This window comes from Kluyvera chengduensis, from assembly GCF_044197065.1.
GTDB classification, from domain to species: domain Bacteria; phylum Pseudomonadota; class Gammaproteobacteria; order Enterobacterales; family Enterobacteriaceae; genus Kluyvera; species Kluyvera ascorbata_C.
This window is the reverse complement of record NZ_JBIQOI010000005.1, coordinates 20,677-41,866: the sequence shown is the minus strand read 5'-3', so window position 1 is coordinate 41,866 and position 21,190 is coordinate 20,677. Positions and strand designations below refer to the sequence as shown.

22 protein-coding genes, 1 tRNA gene and 1 pseudogene are annotated in these 21,190 nt (G+C 53.9%); 9 read left to right on the top strand and 15 right to left on the bottom strand.

The features are described 5' to 3' along the window. Positions 1 to 566: 566 nt before the first annotated feature. Positions 567 to 932 carry an NUDIX hydrolase gene (locus tag ACH1XZ_RS14355; RefSeq protein ID WP_395596089.1) on the bottom strand — a complete coding sequence of 122 codons (366 nt, stop codon included), beginning with the start codon at positions 930 to 932 and terminating at the stop codon, positions 567 to 569. 413 nt (positions 933 to 1,345) lie between these two features. Next, on the bottom strand, positions 1,346 to 2,218 hold the full coding sequence (locus ACH1XZ_RS14350; protein ID WP_395596088.1) for a DUF6998 domain-containing protein: 873 nt from the start codon (positions 2,216 to 2,218) through the stop codon (positions 1,346 to 1,348). Between the two features lie 45 nt (positions 2,219 to 2,263). Between ACH1XZ_RS14350 and ACH1XZ_RS14345 the strand changes: the two are divergent. Then, positions 2,264 to 2,422, top strand: a pseudogene (locus ACH1XZ_RS14345) (hypothetical protein); the annotation flags it as partial. A gap of 147 nt (positions 2,423 to 2,569) precedes the next feature. Here ACH1XZ_RS14345 and ACH1XZ_RS14340 read toward each other — a convergent pair. The 3 genes from ACH1XZ_RS14340 to ACH1XZ_RS14330 form a co-directional block, all read right to left on the bottom strand. Continuing rightward, a tRNA-Gly gene (locus ACH1XZ_RS14340) sits at positions 2,570 to 2,643 on the bottom strand. An 80-nt stretch (positions 2,644 to 2,723) separates the two neighbouring features. Further along, positions 2,724 to 3,428, bottom strand: a complete 705-nt coding sequence (actS, locus tag ACH1XZ_RS14335; protein ID WP_395596283.1) for an amidase activator ActS — start codon at positions 3,426 to 3,428, stop codon at positions 2,724 to 2,726. 109 nt (positions 3,429 to 3,537) lie between these two features. Beyond that, positions 3,538 to 4,440 (bottom strand): LysR family transcriptional regulator, encoded by a 903-nt coding sequence (locus ACH1XZ_RS14330; protein WP_395596087.1) that lies wholly within the window; start codon positions 4,438 to 4,440, stop codon positions 3,538 to 3,540. A 169-nt stretch (positions 4,441 to 4,609) separates the two neighbouring features. Here ACH1XZ_RS14330 and ACH1XZ_RS14325 point away from each other — a divergent pair, with 169 nt between their 5' ends. The 4 genes from ACH1XZ_RS14325 to idi are packed head-to-tail and all read left to right on the top strand — an operon-like array spanning position 4,610 to position 8,018. Continuing rightward, the gene (locus tag ACH1XZ_RS14325; protein WP_123650670.1) at positions 4,610 to 6,088 is read left to right on the top strand and encodes a UbiD family decarboxylase; all 1,479 of its coding nucleotides are present in this window, start codon (positions 4,610 to 4,612) and stop codon (positions 6,086 to 6,088) included. Positions 6,089 to 6,100: 12 nt separating this feature from the next. After that, positions 6,101 to 6,682 carry a UbiX family flavin prenyltransferase gene (locus tag ACH1XZ_RS14320; RefSeq protein ID WP_395596086.1) on the top strand — a complete coding sequence of 194 codons (582 nt, stop codon included), beginning with the start codon at positions 6,101 to 6,103 and terminating at the stop codon, positions 6,680 to 6,682. A 20-nt stretch (positions 6,683 to 6,702) separates the two neighbouring features. Then, positions 6,703 to 7,419, top strand: a complete 717-nt coding sequence (locus ACH1XZ_RS14315) for a DUF554 domain-containing protein (protein WP_395596085.1) — start codon at positions 6,703 to 6,705, stop codon at positions 7,417 to 7,419. Positions 7,420 to 7,472: 53 nt separating this feature from the next. Then, the gene (gene idi / locus ACH1XZ_RS14310; RefSeq protein ID WP_395596084.1) at positions 7,473 to 8,018 is read left to right on the top strand and encodes an isopentenyl-diphosphate Delta-isomerase; all 546 of its coding nucleotides are present in this window, start codon (positions 7,473 to 7,475) and stop codon (positions 8,016 to 8,018) included. Positions 8,019 to 8,141: 123 nt separating this feature from the next. Here the strand turns inward: idi and lysS are convergent, their stop codons facing one another. The 5 genes from lysS to xerD form a co-directional block, all read right to left on the bottom strand. Then, positions 8,142 to 9,659: a lysine--tRNA ligase gene (lysS, locus tag ACH1XZ_RS14305; protein ID WP_123650673.1), complete on the bottom strand. Its 1,518-nt coding sequence runs from the start codon at positions 9,657 to 9,659 to the stop codon at positions 8,142 to 8,144. Between the two features lie 9 nt (positions 9,660 to 9,668). Next, a protein-coding gene (gene prfB / locus ACH1XZ_RS14300; protein ID WP_115073720.1) for a peptide chain release factor 2 occupies positions 9,669 to 10,767 on the bottom strand; the annotation gives its coding sequence in 2 pieces (ribosomal slippage) (positions 9,669 to 10,691 and positions 10,693 to 10,767; 1,098 coding nt in all). Between the two features lie 89 nt (positions 10,768 to 10,856). Beyond that, positions 10,857 to 12,590 carry a single-stranded-DNA-specific exonuclease RecJ gene (gene recJ / locus ACH1XZ_RS14295; protein ID WP_395596083.1) on the bottom strand — a complete coding sequence of 578 codons (1,734 nt, stop codon included), beginning with the start codon at positions 12,588 to 12,590 and terminating at the stop codon, positions 10,857 to 10,859. A 5-nt stretch (positions 12,591 to 12,595) separates the two neighbouring features. After that, positions 12,596 to 13,309, bottom strand: coding sequence for a bifunctional protein-disulfide isomerase/oxidoreductase DsbC (gene dsbC, locus ACH1XZ_RS14290; protein WP_395596082.1), 714 nt, complete (start codon positions 13,307 to 13,309; stop codon positions 12,596 to 12,598). 22 nt (positions 13,310 to 13,331) lie between these two features. Then, positions 13,332 to 14,228, bottom strand: a complete 897-nt coding sequence (xerD, locus tag ACH1XZ_RS14285) for a site-specific tyrosine recombinase XerD (RefSeq protein WP_395596081.1) — start codon at positions 14,226 to 14,228, stop codon at positions 13,332 to 13,334. Between the two features lie 102 nt (positions 14,229 to 14,330). On the opposite strand from xerD, the gene fldB reads away from it, so the two are divergent. Next, a complete protein-coding gene (fldB, locus tag ACH1XZ_RS14280; RefSeq protein ID WP_395596080.1) occupies positions 14,331 to 14,852 on the top strand; it encodes a flavodoxin FldB in 522 nt (173 codons plus the stop codon). Here the strand turns inward: fldB and ACH1XZ_RS14275 are convergent. Further along, complete coding sequence (locus ACH1XZ_RS14275; RefSeq protein ID WP_395596079.1) at positions 14,849 to 15,265, bottom strand: protein YgfX; 417 nt, start codon at positions 15,263 to 15,265, stop codon at positions 14,849 to 14,851. The two genes, fldB and ACH1XZ_RS14275, sit on opposite strands and share 4 nt — an antisense overlap. After that, positions 15,246 to 15,512 (bottom strand): FAD assembly factor SdhE, encoded by a 267-nt coding sequence (gene sdhE / locus ACH1XZ_RS14270; RefSeq protein WP_035895552.1) that lies wholly within the window; start codon positions 15,510 to 15,512, stop codon positions 15,246 to 15,248. The genes ACH1XZ_RS14275 and sdhE overlap by 20 nt, the downstream gene beginning before the upstream one ends. A 247-nt stretch (positions 15,513 to 15,759) precedes the next feature. On the opposite strand from sdhE, the gene ygfZ reads away from it, so the two are divergent. After that, positions 15,760 to 16,743 carry a tRNA-modifying protein YgfZ gene (ygfZ, locus tag ACH1XZ_RS14265; RefSeq protein WP_395596078.1) on the top strand — a complete coding sequence of 328 codons (984 nt, stop codon included), beginning with the start codon at positions 15,760 to 15,762 and terminating at the stop codon, positions 16,741 to 16,743. Positions 16,744 to 16,874: 131 nt separating this feature from the next. On the opposite strand, the gene trhA is transcribed toward ygfZ, so the two are convergent. Both trhA and yqfB read right to left on the bottom strand, forming a co-directional pair. Beyond that, positions 16,875 to 17,537: a PAQR family membrane homeostasis protein TrhA gene (trhA, locus tag ACH1XZ_RS14260; RefSeq protein WP_395596077.1), complete on the bottom strand. Its 663-nt coding sequence runs from the start codon at positions 17,535 to 17,537 to the stop codon at positions 16,875 to 16,877. Positions 17,538 to 17,695: 158 nt separating this feature from the next. Next, the gene (gene yqfB, locus ACH1XZ_RS14255) at positions 17,696 to 18,010 is read right to left on the bottom strand and encodes a N(4)-acetylcytidine aminohydrolase (protein WP_395596076.1); all 315 of its coding nucleotides are present in this window, start codon (positions 18,008 to 18,010) and stop codon (positions 17,696 to 17,698) included. A gap of 51 nt (positions 18,011 to 18,061) precedes the next feature. Here yqfB and ACH1XZ_RS14250 point away from each other — a divergent pair, with 51 nt between their 5' ends. Together ACH1XZ_RS14250 and ACH1XZ_RS14245 are read left to right on the top strand one after the other, a co-directional pair. Further along, positions 18,062 to 18,790, top strand: coding sequence for a MurR/RpiR family transcriptional regulator (locus ACH1XZ_RS14250; protein WP_395596282.1), 729 nt, complete (start codon positions 18,062 to 18,064; stop codon positions 18,788 to 18,790). Positions 18,791 to 18,910: 120 nt separating this feature from the next. Next, positions 18,911 to 20,344, top strand: coding sequence for a 6-phospho-beta-glucosidase (locus ACH1XZ_RS14245; RefSeq protein ID WP_395596075.1), 1,434 nt, complete (start codon positions 18,911 to 18,913; stop codon positions 20,342 to 20,344). Between the two features lie 94 nt (positions 20,345 to 20,438). Here ACH1XZ_RS14245 and ACH1XZ_RS14240 read toward each other — a convergent pair whose 3' ends face one another. After that, a complete protein-coding gene (locus ACH1XZ_RS14240) occupies positions 20,439 to 21,182 on the bottom strand; it encodes an SDR family oxidoreductase (RefSeq protein WP_395596074.1) in 744 nt (247 codons plus the stop codon). Positions 21,183 to 21,190 lie beyond the last annotated feature (8 nt).

Sequence of the window (21,190 nt, the reverse complement as noted above, 5' to 3'; positions counted from 1 at the left end):
TTTAGTTTCGACGGTTACTTATTTACCATTAATAATTACAATGCCGAATAATATGATCATAAAGAATTAGCCTAGAGAAAAAGCAGAAATCAAGCCTGCCCATTAATGATTTGAAATATAAAAACAACCATTTTTAGTAGCTAATTTTTCCCTCTTTACTCATAGCCACTAAGACAGTATTCCCTATCAGGTAATATCTTACGTCGCCCTTACCCCACCAGACACCATCATTCGCGTATCACGAGATAGTTTTTCTTTATCGCTTAGCTAAATCTTCTGGTTCGTCTCCCCGGGTACTCACTGCCATCACCCATCGCAAACGACACGAAGCCGTTGAAACGTACACGACAGATGAGGTCCGCAATGAGCGCATTGTTTACCGGAAAAAGTTGTTAGTGGTTGGCGGTACGAACGGTATGGGCTTTGAAACCGCAAAATTAGTACTGAAAAGTTGACGGTGGCGTGATGGCCGGTTGCAACGCCTGATGTTCAGGCATGGGTATCCATACAGAAAGCAGCTGAATCTGGCTAAAGCGCTCGCGATATGACACCGAGCGCTTTTTTCATCAGGCGATTATTGGCATGTCATCCAGGCGTTGATAAACCGCGAGCCCCAGTTCATTAGCAATGCGAACATCATTATCAGCCCCCTTCGACTCGCCCTCCAGACGTAATACCGCATCGCATCGCGTCAGCAGTCGATGGGCTACCGGGTAGAGATACGCTTCGCTGATGGGGTCACCGACTTTTTGCGAACCCGCAGCCGTCGCCAGTGGGAAGGCCAGCCACTCCCCAATCACCGGGATATGCCCTTTCTGATACACCGCCAGCGCCGCTTTTTCCATTCTCGCCAGGTTTTCATGCATCAGCCGTTCATCACCGTTGGTTCCACTACGAACGGGGCCGGCGATCAGTACGATCATACTTTTCATGTCAGTGCTCCAGATGGGTTGTTGTTTTTAATAGTGAGTGATGGCAGACAACCTAACATGCAAAATCATGCACAAACAAGAAAAATCATGCAAATCATTAATGATAAAACCTCATAAAACGTGTAATTTGACTGAAAAAGGTGGTAAACCTTAAAAATCGTGCATGGTGACTGCGGGTTTATCATCAGGAGGAGGATCGAGGAATTTCACAGAAACAGCGAGTTAATATTGGGTTACACCTGTGGCGTAAGGACGTTGGGTAAACCAGTATTCAGGATAAGCTCTTAGACAATAATAACAGAGAAAATATAAACATGGAGTGAGCGAAGGGAAATCACTTCACCCCTTAAAACCTAATAACAACATGATTTTATTAAAAAATATTTATGATGTAAGAAAAACAACAACACGTATTACTTGAGATCGCTGATAAGTTTAAGTGCGTTTTTTTTGACAGCATCTTGTATTCGCCCTGAGTCAGCGATCAACGTGAGCGCTTCAATACTTAAACCATCCCTGATCACTTTTCGCGCTTTACTGAGACGGGTCCGACAGCTCTTCTCTGTATATCCCTCGTATAAGTGCATTTGCTCAATGATGTCAGCGCTTGATAAATTTGAATCGGCAAAATGATGGTAGTGGTTTACGAAACACGCCATTCCGATAGCATTGAGGTGCTCAACCAGCGCAGCGTGGCCTGTTATCCTCTCTTGCTGCTCCAAAGCTTTCCCCACAGCTTCAAACTGAGCGGTTTGGATAGATACTCCGTTTATTGAAACTGGGTTGCAGACAGTCAAGCTTTCTTTGATGGAAGTGACCTGAGGATCAGCAAGAATCGCGCCCTTGAGGTTAATGATTCGTGCGTTAACGTGATCATTATGCCGCGTATAACCCCGTATGACTTCATGTGGAATTTTGTAACCATCAAGAACGTTGTAAGTTTCATCGAAAATAACCGCGATTAAATAATCAAAGTCGGCAGAATCATAGTTACGTAAGGCACTAAGCTGGCGGGAAGGATTATCTGGTGTAACTATCCTCGCTTTGATCTGCACTTTCATACCATCAGTATCGATGGCATCAGCGCCCGCCGACGAATTGCTCAGAAGAGTCATACCTAGCGCTTTAGAAACCAACCATTCAGCATAGTCACCTACAGGATTATTTTTGGTTCGTATAACACCTCTTGAACGCAATTCAGTTAAAATTCCGGAATGGAGCGTCAGTAATTCAAGAACGCTCAGTGAGGTTAGTAAACCATCTGATATTAAATGATTATTTTTCAAATTCGCTCTCCTTTGCTGAAGTGAAACGCCACTGAAACAAGGCTACAAAACGGCCTTACCGGGCTACTCATCAAAACGAATACATACGCTAACCCCGATGATAGCTTTGCTGATTGCGACACAGAAACTGTTTTTAATTCAGCTTGGGCACAACACGCAATTTCCGGTGACAAAGTGCTGGAGAACGAATTAACCAGTACTAAAAACGAGACACTTTGTAATTCATAATTTGCCGGAAAAACATGTGATCATTTAGCTCACCTTGGGCAAGACTGTAGCAATAGTCACTATGGCGACATGGACGCCTTACGCCATCACGTAAGAATTAGAAAATTTTGAGGAATGAGATTTTGGAGCGGGCGAAGGGAATCGAACCCTCGTATAGAGCTTGGGAAGCTCTCGTTCTACCATTGAACTACGCCCGCTAAGGTGTGCGAGGAGCATTATAAACGTTACGCCTCGCCTGGCAAGTCTTTAGGCCGCTAAGTGACGATAAAATAACCGCTTAGCACTTCGGTTTGCTGCCCTGTGGCGGCAAATAGCGCAGCGGGTCGATGGCCGTGGCGCGATAGCGAATCTGGAAGTGCAGCCTTACCGAGTCCGCATCCGAGTTGCCCATGGTGGCAATCTGCTGGCCAATCTTCACGTTTTGCCCGTTATTCACCATCAGCTTATCGTTATGCGCATAGGCGGTAATGTAATCTTCATTATGCTTAATCATGACCAGGTTGCCGTAGCCGCGCAGCTGGTTACCCACGTAGACCACTTTCCCCGCCGCCGCCGCATAGACCGGCTGACCACGGCTGCCCGCGATATCAATGCCCTTATTGCCGCCTTCCGATGTGGAGTAACGCATCACCACCTTGCCGGTGGCTGGCCAGCGCCAGCAGCGTTGACCGACTGGCGGCCATGAGGACTGCGGAACAGCGGAGGACGGCGTGACCTTCGCGGTTTGCGTTGCGCTGGATTTCTTACTGCCGGAGGATTTCGCCGAACCATTCACCCGCAGCTTCTGGCCGACGTTGATGTTATACGGCGGCGAGATGCCGTTAAGGCGCGCCAGTTCCCCCACGCTTGTGCCCGTCATCCGCGAGATGCGCGAAAGCGTATCGCCCCGCTTCACGGTATAGACCGAGCCGCTATAGCTGCCTTCTGATTTGGATGAATTTCCAGCACAGCCAGACAGCATAAGTCCGATAATCAGGCACATTAACAGGCGTAGTGGGGAAGAGATTTGGCGTCCTGCTCGCAAAACGAATCCTCAGGTCATAAACGTTCGGTTGAACTATGATAGCAGGCTCACGCGGGATACCAAACCATCAACGCGGCGAGTTGCCTGGAAACGGGTAGCCTTCAGCCACCAGCTCCATCACCTGCGAGCACCAGTTTACCGCCGGTATTTTCACCATTGCCGGGTAGAAAATCTGCGGAGAAGGGAAGACATCCACGACATAGCACTCCTTAAGCTTTTCGGCGCAGACCTCAGACGATGGCAGCAACGTCGCGGCGGCAAGCCCCGACTCCAGCCAGTCGATAATCACCCCCGGCTGAGTGATGTGCATAATCACCTTTGGGTTTACGCCCGCTTTACGGAACAGATCGATAAGCATCTCGTAGGTGCCGGAATCTTTCGCGCGGTGAAGCAACACCAGCGGCAGTGCGCCCAGCGCGTTGTAATCAAACGGGTTAGCAGGCGGCTGTGGCAGGCATTTTTTGTTGATAACCGCCACCAGCTTCACCGGATCGAACGACACATAGTCGAACCCTTCGCTGCGATAAGGCCGCTGGATAAAAGCGAGGTCGATAGCGCCTTCATTAAGCAGCATCTCCAGGTGGCTGGAATCCGTTACCGAGATATTCACTTCAATTTCTGGATAGCGCTGGTAGAGCGCCAACAGCAATGGCTTAAAGTAAGACTGGAACAGATGGCTCATCCCAAAACGGAACTGCAGCCGGTCTTTTTGGGCGATTTCCATCGTTTCGCGCGCGGTATCTTCCACCTGGCGCAGAATTTCGCAGGCTTTACGGTAAAGGAAAAACCCGGCTTCGGTTGGCTCAATACGGTTCCCGTGACGCAAAAACAGCGGTGTTTTGAGCTCGTCTTCCAGCTCCTGGATCCGCTTACTCAGCGGCGGCTGCGCCATGTTCAGCACCTTTGCTGCCTGACTTATCGAGCCCTGCTCAACCACCCGACAGAAATACCGTAATCGTTTTAAATCCATGCCGTCTCTGCTCCCTATCCGCTTTGCTATAGTTTACGCACGAAGCCTTTGTTGTTGTAGCCACATCTTTTTGATCTTCCCTGACCAAGCTAAACGGTATTTGCCCCTTAATTGTGTAAGGAATAGGGTTAGCGCAGACATTCTTTCCGATTATCAACAGGAACAAACCGTGAAAAATACAACAACCGTTCGCGACCTGCGCTCTGCGTTAGCGTTGCTGAAAACGCTGCCGGGTGAATACGTTGAAACCGATACCGAAGTGGACCCGCATGCGGAGCTGTCCGGCGTATACCGTTACGTCGGCGCTGGCGGCACCTGCCAGCGCCCAACGCGTAAAAACGGCCCGGTGATGATGTTCAACAAGATTAAAGGCTTTAACGACATCAGCGTGGCTATCGGCATCAACGGTTCCCGCAAACGCGTCAGCCACTTCCTCGATTGCCCGCCAGAAAAACTGGGGCACCTGCTGAAAGACTCCGTACAAAGCCCGATTCCACCGGTTCTGACCACTGAGAAAGCCGTCGCTCAGGAAGTGGTTCATCTGGCCACCGACGCCGATTTTGACTTGCGCAAACTGCTGCCAGCACCAACCAATACCGAAGAAGATGCGGGCCCGTACATCACTATGGGGCTGTGCTACGCCTCCGACCCGGAAACCCACGAATCTGATATCACCATTCATCGCCTGTGCGTACAGAGCCGCGATGAGCTCTCAATGTGGCTGACCCCAGGCCGTCACATTGATGCTTTCCGCATGAAGGCGGAAGAGCTTGGCCAGCCGCTGCCCATTTCTATCAGTATTGGCGTTGACCCGGCGATTGAAATTGCCGCCTGCTTCGAGCCACCGACTACTCCGCTCGGTTTTGATGAACTGAGCATCGCCGGTTCTCTGCGCGGCCAAGCCGTGGAAATGGTGAAATGCCTGACCATCAACGAAAAAGCGATTGCCCACGCAGAGATCATCATCGAAGGTGAGCTGCTGCCAAACGTGCGCGTTCGTGAAGACCAGAACACCAATACCGGCCGTGCGATGCCGGAGTTCCCTGGCTATACCGGCGAATCCAAAGATGCGCTGCCGGTGATTAAAGTGAAAGCCGTGACCCACCGCCATAACCCAATCTGGCGCACCACCGTAGGGCCAGGCGAGGAACACGTCAACATGGCGGGTATCCCGACTGAGGCGAGCATTCTGGATATGGTTGGCCGCGCGATGCCGGGCAAACTGTTGAACGTCTTCGCGCACTCCGCGGGCGGCGGTAAGCTGCTGGCGGTCATGCAGTTCAAAAAATTCTCTCCGGCGGACGAAGGTCGCCAACGTCAGGCGGCGCTGCTGGCGTTCTCCGCCTTCCCGGAACTGAAGCATGTGATTCTGGTGGATGAAGACGTGGATATCTTCGATAGCGATGACGTGCTGTGGGCAATGCAGACCCGCTACCAGGGCGACGTGGATACCATCACCATCCCCGGCGTGCGCTGCCATCCGCTGGACCCGTCTCAGGTGCCGGAGTACAGCCCAAGCATTCTGCAGCAGGGTATGTCGTGCAAAACCATCTTTGACTGCACCGTACCGTTCCACCTGAAACACCACTTTGAGCGTTCTAAATTCAAAGAAGTGGACGTGAAACGCTTCCTGCCGGACTTCGAGTAAGAGGAATAGACAATGAAACCACGCATCATCATCGGCATCAGTGGCGCATCCGGCTTTCAGTATGGCGTTAAGGCGCTGGAACTCCTGCAGCCTCTTCCGCTAGAGGTTCATCTGGTCGTCTCAAAAGGCGCAGAAAAAACCTGTGAACTGGAAACGGATTTCCGTCTGGATGAGGTGATGGCGATGGCCGACGTTGTCCACCCGATTGGCAATCTGGGTGCCGCCATCTCCAGCGGTTCGTTTAAAACGCTGGGGATGCTGGTTGCCCCTTGCTCGATGAGAACGCTGGGCGCGATTGCACATTGTCTTACCGATAACCTGCTCACCCGAGCGGCAGACGTGGTGCTCAAAGAGCGCCGCCGTCTGGTGCTGCTGGCGCGTGAAACGCCGCTCAACCTCGGCCATATTCGCAATATGGCCGCCGTGACGGAAATGGGCGGGATTATCTTCCCGCCGGTTCCGGCTCTCTATCAGCGTCCGCAAACCGCGGATGACATTATTACGCACAGCGTCAATCGCGCGCTGGATCTGTTCGACATCAACGTGGACAACATTCCACGCTGGGGCGAAGGGTCACTGCGCCACGACGACTAGTGCGATAAAGGAAACACTTTATGTTGATCGGTCCTTATGTAAACGGGTCCGCCGTGATTATCGGCGGGCTGGTCGGCGCGATTGCCGGGGGAAAACTCCCTGACCGCGTGAAAACGGCGCTGCCGATGACCTTTGGGCTGTGCTCGGTAGGTCTGGGTATTACGCTGGTGCTGAAGGTGAAATATATGCCTGCGGTGGTGCTGGCGATGATCGTCGGCGCGCTGATTGGCGAACTGCTGCATCTGGAAAGGGGTATTGGTAAAGCGGCAGGCTCTACCCGTGGCCTTATCAACAAGGTCTTCCCACCGGTACAGGGGCTAAGCCACGAAGAGTTCACCGAGAAGTTTGTGGCGATCCTGGTGCTGTTCTGCGCCAGCGGTACGGGCGTATTTGGGGCGATGACCGAAGGGATGAGCGGCGACCCATCAATTCTGTACATCAAAACGATTCTCGACCTGTTCACTGCCGGGATTTTCGCCACTCTGCTGGGCTTTGCTGTGATGACTATCGCCATTCCGCAACTGGTGATTCAGCTGGCGCTGGCGATGCTGGCGGTATTCCTGATGCCGATGATCAGCCCATCCATGATGGCCGATTTCTCATGCGCCGGCGGGCTGCTGATGGTCGCGACCGGGTTGCGTATCTGTAACATTAAACTTTTCCCGGTTGCCAACATGTTGCCGGGGCTTGTTTTGGTAATGCCTTTTTCCCATTTATGGGCTACGCTGGTTGCCTGAGTATATGACCCGGCGGGTTTATGCCGGGTCATCATTCATTTTCAGGAGTTGTCATGGCAGGCGAACACGTCATTTTGCTCGATGAGCACGATAAACCTTCAGGTATTCTGGAGAAGTACGCCGCTCACACCCTCTCCACCCCTCTGCATCTCGCTTTCTCTTGCTGGTTATTCAACGAACGCGGCCAGTTTCTGGCGACGCGCCGCTCCTTAAGCAAGGTAGCCTGGCCCGGCGTGTGGACCAACTCGGTGTGCGGTCACCCGCAGCAGGGCGAAACCTTCGAACAAGCGATTATCCGCCGCTGCCGCTTTGAGCTTGGCGTTGAGATTGCCGATATCACCCCGATCGCCACCGAATTTCGCTACCGCGCCGTGGCGCCAAACGGCATTGTGGAAAACGAGGTTTGCCCGGTCTATGCCGCGCGCGTAACCAGCGACGTGAAGGCCAACCACGATGAGGTGATTGAGTATCAGTGGTGCGAGCTTGACGATATTTTACAGGCGCTGACGTTAACGCCGTGGGCGTTTAGCCCGTGGATGGTGATGGAAGCGGCCGACGAAGAGGCGCGTCAGGCGTTTATTGCCTTCGCCCGTCGCTGAAGCTTCCCGGCGTCGCTGCGCTCGGCCGGGCTACACTCATTCGCGGAGACCTGATAAGGCGCAGCCGCCATCAGGCATAAAAAAACCCGGCATCGCCGGGTTTTTTGCATCTCGCTGTCGCGATTATTTCACCGGGCGCATTGCCGGGAACAGAATCACGTCACGGATGGTGTGGCTGTTGGTAAACAGCATCACCATACGGTCGATACCGATACCCAGACCCGCGGTCGGTGGCAGGCCATGTTCCAGCGCGGTAACGTAGTCTTCGTCGTAGAACATCGCTTCGTCATCGCCCGCTTCTTTGGCGTTAACCTGATCCTGGAAGCGCTGCGCCTGGTCTTCTGCGTCGTTCAGCTCGCTGAAACCGTTACCGATTTCGCGGCCGCCGATGAAGAATTCAAAGCGGTCAGTGATTTCCGGGTTCACGTCATTACGACGAGCCAGCGGAGAAACTTCTGCCGGATATTCGGTGATGAAGGTTGGCTGAATCAGGTGCGCTTCAGCCACTTCTTCGAAGATCTCAGTCACGATGCGGCCCAGACCCCAGCTCTTCTCAACGTGAACGCCGATGCTTTCAGCAATGGCTTTCGCAGAGTCGAAGTTATCCAGATCCGCCATGTCAGTTTCCGGACGATATTTCTTGATAGCTTCACGCATGGTCAGTTTTTCGAACGGCTTACCGAAATCGAAAGTCTGGTCGCCGTAAGGCACTTCGGTGTTGCCCAGAATATCCTGCGCCAGTGTACGGAACAGAGATTCGGTCAGCTCGATCAGATCTTTGTAGTCCGCGTACGCCATATAGAGTTCCATCATGGTGAACTCTGGGTTATGGCGAACGGAGATACCTTCGTTACGGAAGTTACGGTTGATTTCGAACACGCGTTCGAAGCCGCCAACCACCAGACGCTTCAGGTACAGTTCCGGCGCGATACGCAGGTACATGTCCATATCCAGCGCATTATGATGGGTGATGAACGGACGGGCAGACGCGCCGCCAGGGATCACCTGCATCATTGGGGTTTCCACTTCCATAAAGTTGCGGCCAACCATGAACTGACGAATACCCGCCAGGATCTGAGAACGCACTTTGAAAGTATTGCGGGAAGTATCGTTGGAGATCAGGTCGAGGTAACGCTGACGATAGCGCGCTTCCTGATCCTGCAGGCCGTGGAATTTGTCCGGCAGCGGGCGCAGTGCTTTGGTCAGCAGACGCAGCTCGGTGCAATGGATAGACAGTTCACCGGTTTTGGTTTTGAACAGTTTACCCTTCGCGCCCAGGATGTCGCCGAGGTCCCATTTCTTGAACTGCTCGTTGTAAACGCCTTCCGGCAGATCGTCACGCGCGACGTACAGCTGAATACGGCCGCCAACATCCTGTAAAGTCACGAAAGAGGCTTTACCCATAATACGGCGAGTCATCATACGACCGGCAACGGAAACTTCGATATTCAGCGCTTCCAGCTCTTCACTGTCCTTGCTATCGAATTCAGCGTGCAGTTGATCAGAGGTACGGTCACGACGGAAATCGTTCGGGAACGGGATGCCCTGCTCACGCAGTGCAGCCAGCTTCTCGCGGCGTGCCTTCATTTCGTTATTAAGATCGACTACCTCGTCAGCGCCTTGTGCGTTTTGTTCAGACATGTTGGTTCCTCATAACCCTGCTTTCAGACTTGCTTCGATAAATTGATCCAGACTTCCGTCCAGTACCGCCTGCGTATTGCGGGTTTCAACCCCGGTGCGCAGGTCTTTAATGCGGGAATCGTCCAGGACATAGGAACGAATCTGGCTACCCCAGCCGATATCAGACTTGGTGTCTTCCATCGCCTGTTTTTCGGCATTCTTTTTCTGCATTTCCAGTTCATAAAGCTTCGCTTTCATCTGCTTCATGGCCTGGTCTTTGTTCTTGTGCTGTGAACGGTCGTTCTGGCACTGCGTCACAATCCCGGTTGGGATGTGGGTGATACGCACCGCCGATTCCGTACGGTTAACGTGCTGACCGCCCGCACCGGAAGCGCGGTATACGTCAATACGCAGATCCGCTGGGTTGATTTCGATATCGATATCGTCGTCAACTTCTGGGTAAACGAATGCAGAGCTGAACGAGGTATGGCGACGGCCGCCGGAGTCGAACGGGCTCTTACGGACCAGACGGTGAACGCCGGTTTCCGTACGCAGCCAGCCGTACGCGTAATCGCCGGAGATTTTAATGGTCACGGATTTAATCCCTGCCACGTCCCCTTCGGACTCTTCAATAATTTCAGTTTTAAAGCCACGCGCTTCTGCCCAACGCAGATACATACGTTCGAGCATGCTTGCCCAGTCCTGCGCTTCAGTACCGCCAGAACCTGCCTGGATATCGAGATAGCAATCGGCGCTGTCATACTCGCCGGAGAACATACGACGGAATTCCAGCTGTGCCAGCTTCTCTTCCAGGGTATTGAGTTCTGCAACGGCTTCGTTGAAGGTCTCTTCGTCTTCGGCTTCTACAGCCAGTTCCAACAGGCCGGAAACATCTTCCAGACCCTGAGACATTTGATCGAGGGTGTCGACAATCGCTTCAAGCGAGGAACGCTCTTTGCCCAGCGCCTGCGCGCGTTCGGGTTCGTTCCAGACATCCGGCTGTTCCAGCTCGGCGTTTACTTCTTCCAGACGCTCTTTCTTGGCGTCATAGTCAAAGATACCCCCTAAGAACGTCGGAGCGCTCCGTGAGGTCCTGAATGCGATTATTTACCGGGTTTATTTCAAACATGGTCTATTTTCTTTTAATGGACGAGAAAAATGCGGTTATAAGAGCGGAATCTTAGCGGATTCCCGCCCTTAATTACAGTATAAGAGATGCTAAATCGGCCAGAGATGATCGATGATAAGCTGCAAACTTCGGTTGCCACGGTATTCATTGATATCCAGGCGGTAAGCCAGCGTCACTTCACGCACGCCGTTATCCGGCCAGACGGCGGTATCGACGTTAAACGCAATGCCGTCCAGCAGCGGGCCACCGCCGACCGGTTCCACCATCACCTTCAGGTGACGCTCGCCCACCAGACGCTGCTGCAACAGGCGAAAACGCCCGTCAAACAGCGGCTCCGGGAACATCTGCCCCCACGGCCCGGCTTCGCGCAGCATCTGCGCCATCTCCAGCGTCATCTCCTGCGGGCTCAGTTCGCCGTCGGAAAGAATTTCCCCCTGCAACAGCGCGGGGTCCAGCCATTCGGTGACCAGTTCGCCAAAGCAACGTTGGAACTCTTCAAAGCGCTCTTCTTCCAAAGAGAGCCCCGCCGCCATCGCGTGACCACCGAACTTCAGCATCAAGCCGGGGTGCAGCGTATCCAGACGCTCCAGCGCATCGCGCATATGCAGCCCCTGAATAGAGCGACCCGAGCCTTTCAATTGACCGTTACCCGCAGGCGCAAAGGCGATCACCGGGCGATGGAAGCGCTCTTTAATGCGAGAGGCCAGAATGCCGACCACACCCTGATGCCACTCGGGGTGATACATCGCCAGCCCGCCGGGCAGTTCAGCGCGGCTGCGCTCAAGCTGTTCGCACAGGGTCAGCGCTTCGGCCTGCATCCCTTGTTCAATTTCTTTACGCGTCTGGTTTAACGCATCCAGCTCGTTTGCCAGCACGCGGGCTTCACCGAGGTTGTCGCACAGCAGCAGCGCCACGCCGACCGACATATCGTCCAGACGGCCGGCGGCATTCAGGCGTGGGCCCAGCGCAAAGCCAAGATCGCTTGCCACAAGCTTCGCCGCGTCGCGGTTGGCAATCTCCAACAGCGCTTTAATTCCCGGGCGGCAGTAACCGGCGCGGATGCGGCTCAGCCCCTGCCAGGTGAGGATGCGGTTGTTGGCATCCAGCGGCACCACGTCGGCAACCGTGCCTAGCGCCACCAGATCGAGAAACTCGACGATCTTCGGCGCAGGGATCCCACGTTTTTCGAACCAGCCTTTCTCTTTGAGATGGTTACACAGCACCAGCATCAGATAAAAGGCCACGCCAACACCCGCCAGCGATTTCGATGGGAACGGACAGTCGACGAGGTTCGGGTTCACCATCGCATCCGCATTGGGCAGCGTTTCGCCCGGCAGGTGGTGATCCGTCACCAGTACGCTGATCCCGAGGTCATGCGCATGATCGACCCCGGTATGGGAAGAGATCCCGTTGTCCACCGTCATGATCATCTGCGCGCCGCGAGCGTGCGCCTGATCGACCACTTCCGGGCTTAACCCGTAGCCGTCTTCAAAACGGTTCGGCACCAGATATTCGACGTTATGACAGCCCATCGCCCGCAGGGAGAGCACGCTCAGCGCGGTACTGGTGGCGCCGTCGGCATCAAAATCACCCACCACCATGATGCGCAGCTCTTTTTCAAACGCGTCATGCAGCATCTCGACGGCTTTTTCCACGCCCGTCAGCAAACGCCAATGCAGCATGCCTTTCAGGCCACGCTCCAGATCATCCGGTGTTTTCACGCCGCGGCTGGCGTACAGACGTCGCAGCAGCGGCGACAGTTCATCAGGCAGCGCGATTGAGTCATCCACCTCACGGCGGCGAAGTTGAGTCTGTGGTTTCACGCGAATTATTTACCGCTGGTCTGTTTCTGGTGTTCGTCGAGGAAAGCTTTCATCTCTTTCGGCCCCTGATAACCCGGTACCACGTAGCCGTCGTTGAGCACGATAGCCGGTGTACCGTTCACACCAAACTGCACGCCAAGCGCGTAGTGGTTAGCAATGTCGATATCACAAGTTGCTGCCTGCACGCCTTTGCCGTTCATCGCATCGTCAAATGCTTTGTTGCGGTCTTTGGCGCACCAGATAGATTTCATATCCTGCTCAGCCTGGCTCTGAATACCCTGACGCGGGAAGGCCAGATAACGCACGGTAATGCCCAGCGCGTTGTAGTCTTTCATCTCTTCATGCAGCTTGTGGCAATAGCCGCAGGTGATGTCGGTGAAAACGGTGATGACGTGTTTTTCCTGCGGCGCTTTGTAGACAATCATCTCTTTTTCCAGCGCGTTCAGGTGGGTCACCAGCAGCGCGTTAGTGACGTTCACCGGCTGTGCGCCGCTCACGTCATACATTGGCCCCTGAATAATGTGTTTACCGTCATCGGTGACGTACAGCACGCCGCTGTTGGTCAGGACGGTCTTCATCCCGGCTACCGGTGCCGGCTGAATATCGGTGCTCTGCACGCCCAGTTTCGCCAGTGACTGCTTGATAGCCGCATCGTCAGCGTGCGCCAGGCCGGAAAATGCCGTCGCCAGCAGGGTGAACATCATTAAGCCTTGTTTCATAAACTGTCCTTTTAAATCAGCATCATGCTCGTGGATGGTGCTGTTGATGAAGTTGTCGCAGCCGCTCTGTCGCGACGTGCGTATAAATTTGTGTGGTCGACAAATCGCTATGGCCCAGCAGCATTTGTACGACACGCAGGTCCGCGCCGTGGTTCAATAAATGCGTTGCGAAGGCGTGGCGTAACACGTGTGGTGACAACTTTTCGCTGTCGATGCCCGCCAGTTGGGCATAGTGCTTAATGCGGTGCCAGAAGGTCTGGCGAGTCATCTGCTGGGCGCGCTGGCTGGGAAACAGCACATCAATCGCCACGCCGTTAAGCATCCACGGACGGCCATGTTCGAGCCAGTTTTCCACCCAATAAACGGCCTCTTCGCCAAGCGGCACCAGACGCTCTTTATTCCCTTTACCAATCACCCGAACCACGCCCTGACGCAGGCTGATATCGCTCATCGTCAACCCCACCAGTTCGGAAACGCGCAGGCCGGTAGCATACAGCACTTCAAGCATAGCCTTATCCCGCAGCTCCAGCGGCTGATCGGTCAGCGGTGCCTGCAGCAGTCGTTCGACCTGCGCTTCGCTAAGATCTTTTGGCAACCGTTGGGGCAGCTTCGGTGACGCCAGCTGCGCGCTGGGATCGTCCGGGCGGAATTTTTCGCGGTACAAATGCTGGAAGAAGCGGCGCATGGCGCTCAGCAGCCGTGCTGTGCTGGTTGCTTTATAGCCCCCCTGCTGACGCTCGGCGAGCAAATTTTGCAGGTCGTCGCTCTGAGCCGTTTCCAGCGAGAGCTCGCGATGCGCCAGCCACTCGACCACCATGGTCAAGTCACGGCGGTACGCGCTGAGGGTATTTTCAGCCAGATTGCGCTCCAGCCACAGCGCATCGAGAAACTGTTCGATTCGTGCAAGATCCTTATCCACCTCGGCCCCTCTGCGTGTTAAATCAGCACCATTATGCCTGAATTAGCCCCCTTTCTGGTACACTGGGTGCATCATCATCGCAAGAATCGAGAGCAGTACGTCATGAATATCGGCCTTTTTTACGGTTCCAGCACCTGCTACACCGAGATGGCAGCGGAAAAAATTCGCGACATTATCGGCCCGGAACTGATCACATTACATAACCTGAAAGATGACTCCCCCACCCTGATGGAGCAATACGATGTGCTCATTCTGGGTATTCCGACCTGGGATTTCGGTGAGATTCAGGAAGATTGGGAAGCGGTATGGGAACTGCTCGATACGCTCAATCTGGAAGGTAAAATCATCGCGCTGTACGGCATGGGCGACCAGCTCGGCTACGGCGAGTGGTTCCTGGATGCGCTTGGCATGCTGCACGATAAGCTGGCGACCAAAGGCGTGAAGTTTGTCGGCTACTGGCCGACCGAAGGCTACGAGTTCACCAGCCCGAAACCGGTTATTGCTGATGGTCAGCTTTTTGTCGGTCTCGCGCTGGATGAAACCAACCAGTACGATCTTAGCGATGAACGCATTCAGAACTGGTGTGAACAGATCCTCGGCGAGATGGCCGAGCAGTTCTCCTAGTGCTTAGTTGGCGTGGGCTGCTGCAGGAGTAACCGCCGCAGGTCACGCCACTCTTCAGGATTCATGCTATCTGCCGCCAGCCACAGGTGCTGACGACGGCCTCCTTCCAGGCGACGAATCCGTAGCATCATCCCCGAATTCAGCATCCACGGCGCGCCAAGCAGTTCGTAATCCTGATTGCGCCAGCGCAGCCTTGAGTCCATCAGCAGCTTAATTTCCCCCTGGTGCGAATGAATGCGTCGCTGGCTGCGAACGCAGTCAAAGACCACCAGCGAGAGCAAAAGCAACCAGAGCGGAGTGTAGCTCAACGGCCAGGGCATCAGCAGCACGAAAGCCGCCACCAGACCGTGGAGCAACAATGAAAGCCACTGTGAGCGCCAGGAGACGCGTAAATCAGATTGCCACAGGACCACGTTCCCGATTCCGTGTTTGAATAAGTTGTACCATGCGCTCAAGGTTAGCGTCGGCAGGTTTACCGTGGTTCATCAGCCAGTTGAAAAGGTCAGGATCGTCGCATTCAAGCAGACGAATAAAAATGGCTTTGTCTTCATCGCTGAGTGTGTCGTACTCGTGCTCAAAGAACGGCATGATGGAGATATCGAGTTCGCGCATACCGCGGCGGCATGCCCAGTGGATACGGGCTTTATTATTGATGTCCATAATTTCCTTCCAGCATTACGTTGTGTCTAGTTTAACGTGTTTTTTGCCGTTACCTTACCGGAATATCACATTATGCGCGTCAAATTCCGATAAAACCCCTTAAAAATGAATGGGATTATTTTTCTTTCGATCCGCTTCGCAGAACGCACAGAGGGCACAAAACGCCCTGCAAAACCGCTTGCAATGGTAAGCATCTCTTTTACCATGAGTGAATAAGTGCGTTCGCAACTCTATTCAGGACATCAATATGGCTTTTACTCCGTTTCCTCCACGTCAGCCCGGCGTTGCAGCCCGTTTGCCGCTGACGCTGATGACGCTTGATGATTGGGCGCTGGCGACCGTTACCGGTGCCGACAGTGAGAAATACCTGCAGGGCCAGGTCACGGCAGATGTGGCGCAGCTGAGCGAAGATCAGCATCTGCTGGTCGCCCACTGCGATGCCAAAGGCAAAATGTGGAGCAACCTGCGTTTGTTCCACCGTCAGGACGGTTTCGCTTTTATTGAACGTCGCAGCGTGCGCGAAGCGCAGCTGACCCAGCTGAAAAAATACGCGGTCTTCTCGAAGGTGGTGATTGCGCCAAACGATGATGTTGTCCTGCTCGGCGTCGCTGGTTTCCAGGCTCGCGCTGCGCTGGCCAACCTGTTCTCTGCGCTGCCAAACGCCGAGAAACCTTGCCTGCAAGAAGGTGAAACTTCCCTGCTATGGTTTGCCCATCCGGAAGAACGTTTCCTGCTGGTGACCGATACCGCGACCGCAGAACGCGTTACCGAAGCGCTGCGCGGGGAAGCACAGCTCAACAACAGCCAGCAGTGGCTGGCGCTGGATATCGAAGCTGGTCTGCCGGTGATTGATGAAGCGAACAGCGCGCAGTTTATTCCGCAGGCCACCAACCTGCAGGCGCTGGGCGGCATCAGCTTCAAAAAAGGGTGCTATACCGGGCAGGAGATGGTGGCTCGCGCGAAGTTCCGCGGGGCTAACAAACGCGCACTGTGGACGCTGGCAGGCAAAGCCGCTCGCGTACCGGAAGCCGGTGAAGACCTTGAACTCAAGATGGGTGACAACTGGCGACGTACCGGCACCGTGCTGGCCGCCGTACAGCTGGAAGATGGTCAGGTACTGGTGCAGGTGGTGATGAACAACGATATGGAAGCCGACAGCGTGTTCCGCGTGCGCGACGATGCCAACACGTTGAGCATCAAGCCGCTGCCGTATTCGTTAGACGAAGAGTAATTTGTAGGCCTGATAAGCGTGGCGCCATCAGGCAGTTCGGTGCAGGCTGCCGGATGGCGGCGTTGCCTTATCCGGCCTACAAAACGTAGCTCGGGCGAGGCGTTTACGCCGACCCCGGGGTTACAGCGAATCTATGCGTGTTGTCCCACGTACAGATAAATCGCCAGAAAATGACAGGCGCTACCGCCCAGCACAAACGCATGCCAGATAGCATGGTTGTAAGGAATGCGCTTGCAGACGTAGAAAATTACCCCCAGCGAATACACTATCCCGCCCACCGCCAGCAGCGTGACGCCGCCGATGTCGAGCTTCACCGCCAACTGATAGACCACAATCAGCGACAGCCAGCCCATCGTGAGATAAGTCACCAGCGACAAGATTTTAAAGCGATGCGCAATGGTCAGCTTAAACAGGATCCCCAGCAGCGCCAGGCTCCAGATAACCATCATCAGCCCTTTCGCCAGCGGTGAGTCCAGCCCCACCAGCAGGAACGGCGTATAGGTTCCGGCGATCAGCAGATAGATAGCGCAGTGGTCGAATTTTTTCAGCCATACCTTGGCGCGCTGCGAAGGGATCGCGTGATACAGCGTGGAGGCCAAAAACAGCAGGATCATACTGCCGCCGTACAGGCTATAGCTGGTGATAGCCGTCGCGCTGGCATTGGCGTCAACCGCCTGAACCAGCAGCAAAACCAGCCCGACAATTCCCAGGACAAAGCCAACGCCGTGGCTGATGCTATTGGCAATTTCCTCTGCCAGAGAATATCCCTGCTTAATGAGTGGTTTCTTATCCATTACGCGCTCCGGGCGAACGACAAATAAAGCAAACACCCTAGCGTAACTGAGAATAGTTCCAGTGAACACATGTAAGCTAAAATAAAAAGATGAATATTTGTAAACTCATAATAATCAACAAGTTAACAAAACCATTCAGCTAACACATGTACGCACTTTCACTCAACGCGTTCAAATTCAATCACATAGAATAGATTCTCACCCGGATAGATATCGGCAATCACTTTTTTCAGCTCCGGCAGGCTCATATTTTCCTGCTCCGCATGGCGTTCGCTCACCGTATCCATCGTAACGGTTGAGGTCGCCACCACACGAATCGTGCAGAAATAGCCATCATCTTCATAGCGCCCGACGCGCAACACATCCCCAACCTTAAAGTGCGACTCAGCCGCGTCGCGCAGCGTAATGGTTTTACGCCCGGCGAGAATGTCGTCCTGAAAGCGCTGAAAAAAAGTAATGTCGTTTGGCTGCATGTTATCATTCCCTCAGGTCATCTATTTTTACGAGTATCCATCACCGTGAGCATGTTCTCCCACGCCGCCGTTGCCAGCCTCAATAATCTAGAGATGATGGTCTATCACTACGTCATTAAAAATCGTGACACGGTGATGTACATGACCATCCGTGAACTGGCTGACGCAGCGGGCGTCTCTACCACTACGGTGATGCGCTTTTGTAAAAAGCTCAACTGCGAAGGTTACTCGGAGTTTCGGGTACGCTTCAAATTGTATTTAGAGCAGGATGAACCGCAACAGGCTAATTTTGGCGCTAGCGAAATCATCAGCTTTTTCAAAGGCGTTAATAATGACGAATTTGATAAGTTACTGAATGATGCGGTTGATATTATTCTCGCATCAGAACGTATTATATTTGTCGGTGCAGGCACGTCTGGCTCGCTGGCAAAATATGGCGCACGCTTTTTCTCAAATATAGGAAAATTCAGCAACCATATCGACGATCCTTATTTTCCCGTCACCAACGATATGGCGAAAAATGCGCTGGCGATCGTGCTTTCGGTCTCAGGCGAAACCGAAGAGATCCTGCGTTTTGCCGGACAGTTCAGCCTGCATCGCTGCAAAGTGATGTCCATCACTAGCCATGAACACTCACGGCTGGCAAAGCTTGCCGACTTCAACCTCTCCTGGCATGTACCGCAAACGCGCATCGGCGGGGTATACGATATTACAACGCAGATCCCGGTTATCTATATTCTGGAATCATTAGGCCGTAAGCTGGCGAAGAAATTAGCATAAAAATACAGGGTGTTTTTTCGATGTAACATATTCCCTGTGGTGGAATTTGTTATATCGTGACATTTATTGCCTCTTTGTTAGACTCAGATTTATTAAGCCCAATAACTGAGCATAGCAAAGATGAAAAAACTGACCTTACCGAAAGACTTTTTATGGGGTGGCGCGGTTGCTGCGCACCAGGTTGAAGGCGGCTGGAATAAAGGCGGCAAAGGCCCCAGCATCTGTGACGTGCTAACCGGCGGCGCCCACGGCGTTCCGCGCGAAATTACCCAGCAGGTCGAGCCGGGGAAATACTACCCGAACCACGAAGCCATCGACTTCCACGGCCACTACAAAGAAGACATCAAGCTGTTCGCCGAGATGGGCTTCAAATGCTTCCGCACCTCCATCGCCTGGACGCGCATTTTCCCGAACGGTGACGAAACGCAGCCAAATGAAGAAGGGCTGAAATTCTATGATGACATGTTCGATGAACTGCTGAAGTACAACATCGAGCCGGTCATTACCCTCTCCCACTTCGAAATGCCGCTGCACCTGGTGCAGCAGTATGGCGGCTGGACCAACCGCAAAGTCGTTGATTTCTTCGTTCACTTCTCCGAAGTGGTGTTTGAACGCTACAAGAACAAGGTCAAATACTGGATGACCTTCAACGAAATCAACAACCAGCGTAACTGGCGTGCGCCGCTGTTCGGCTACTGCTGCTCCGGCGTGGTTTACACCGAGCATGAAAACCCGGAAGAGACCATGTACCAGGTGCTGCACCACCAGTTTGTGGCCAGCGCCCTGGCGGTGAAAGCGGCTCGTCGTATCAACCCAGAAATGAAAGTCGGCTGCATGCTGGCGATGGTGGCGCTCTATCCGTTCTCCTGTAAACCAGAAGACGTGATGTTTGCTCAGGAATCGATGCGTGAACGCTACGTCTTTACCGACGTACAGCTACGCGGCTACTACCCAAGCTACGTGCTGAACGAGTGGGAACGCCGTGGCTTTAACATCAAGATGGAAGCGGGCGACGAGGCGATTCTGCGCGAAGGCACCTGCGATTACCTCGGCTTTAGCTACTACATGACCAACGCCGTGAAGGCGGAAGGCGGCAGCGGCGACGCGATCTCCGGTTTTGAAGGCAGCGTCCCGAACCCGCACGTGAAAGCGTCCGACTGGGGCTGGCAGATTGACCCGGTTGGCCTGCGCTATTCGCTGTGCGAACTGTATGAACGCTACCAGAAACCGCTGTTTATCGTGGAAAACGGCTTTGGCGCGTACGACAAAGTCGAAGCCGACGGCAGCATCAACGACGACTACCGCATTGATTATCTGCGCGCGCACGTCGAAGAGATGATGAAAGCGGTCACCTATGACGGCGTGGACCTGATGGGCTATACGCCGTGGGGCTGCATCGACTGCGTGTCGTTCACCACCGGGCAGTACAGCAAACGCTATGGCTTTATCTATGTAAACAAGCACGACGATGGTACGGGCGATATGTCGCGTTCACGGAAGAAGAGTTTTGAGTGGTATAAAGCGGTGATTGCTAGCAACGGCGAGAACCTGTAATTTTTTGCCGGATGGCGCTGCGCTTATCCGGCCTACGGGAACTTAACCTGTAGGCCGGATAAGGCGTTTACGCCGCCATCCGGCAATCAAAACGCTACTTTCCACCCGCCAACTCAATAAAACTCCCCGTCACATACGACGCCTTCTCGCTCAGCAGCCAGACAATCGCCTGCGCTACCTCTTCCGGCTGGCCACCACGCTGCATCGGTAGCACGGACTTCACCCGGTCGACTCGCTCCGGCTCCCCACCATCAGCATGCATCTCGGTATAGATAAACCCAGGCCTCACGCCATTCACCCGAATGCCCTGCGCTGCCACTTCCAGCGACAACCCAGTGGTCAGCGTATCTATCGCCCCTTTCGAAGCCGCATAGTCCACGTATTCACCCGACGAGCCCAGCCGCGCCGCCGCCGAGGAGACGTTAACAATCGCCCCGCCCTGCCCGCCGTGCGGTATTGCCATCCGCTTTACGGCTTCCCGGCAGCAGAGAAAATATCCGGTCACATTAGTGGTCAGCACCCGGTTGATGCGCTCGGCGGTTAACGCCTCTACACGGCTTTGGGTAAACAGCACGCCTGCGTTGTTGACCAGCGCCGTTAGCGGTTCGCCCTGCTGGTCGAGACGGGTAAACATCCCTTCCACCTGCGCTTCATCACCAATATCTGCCTGAACGGCAAAGGCCTTGCCGCCCTTTGCGATAATTGCGTTTACCACCTCGTTGGCAGCGGCTTCGTTTCGATGATAGTTCACCGCCACCGTATAGCCTTCCTGCGCCAGCTGTAACGCCGTCGCCCGACCAATTCCCCGACTTGCGCCGGTCACTAATGCTATTGCCATTCGCGTCT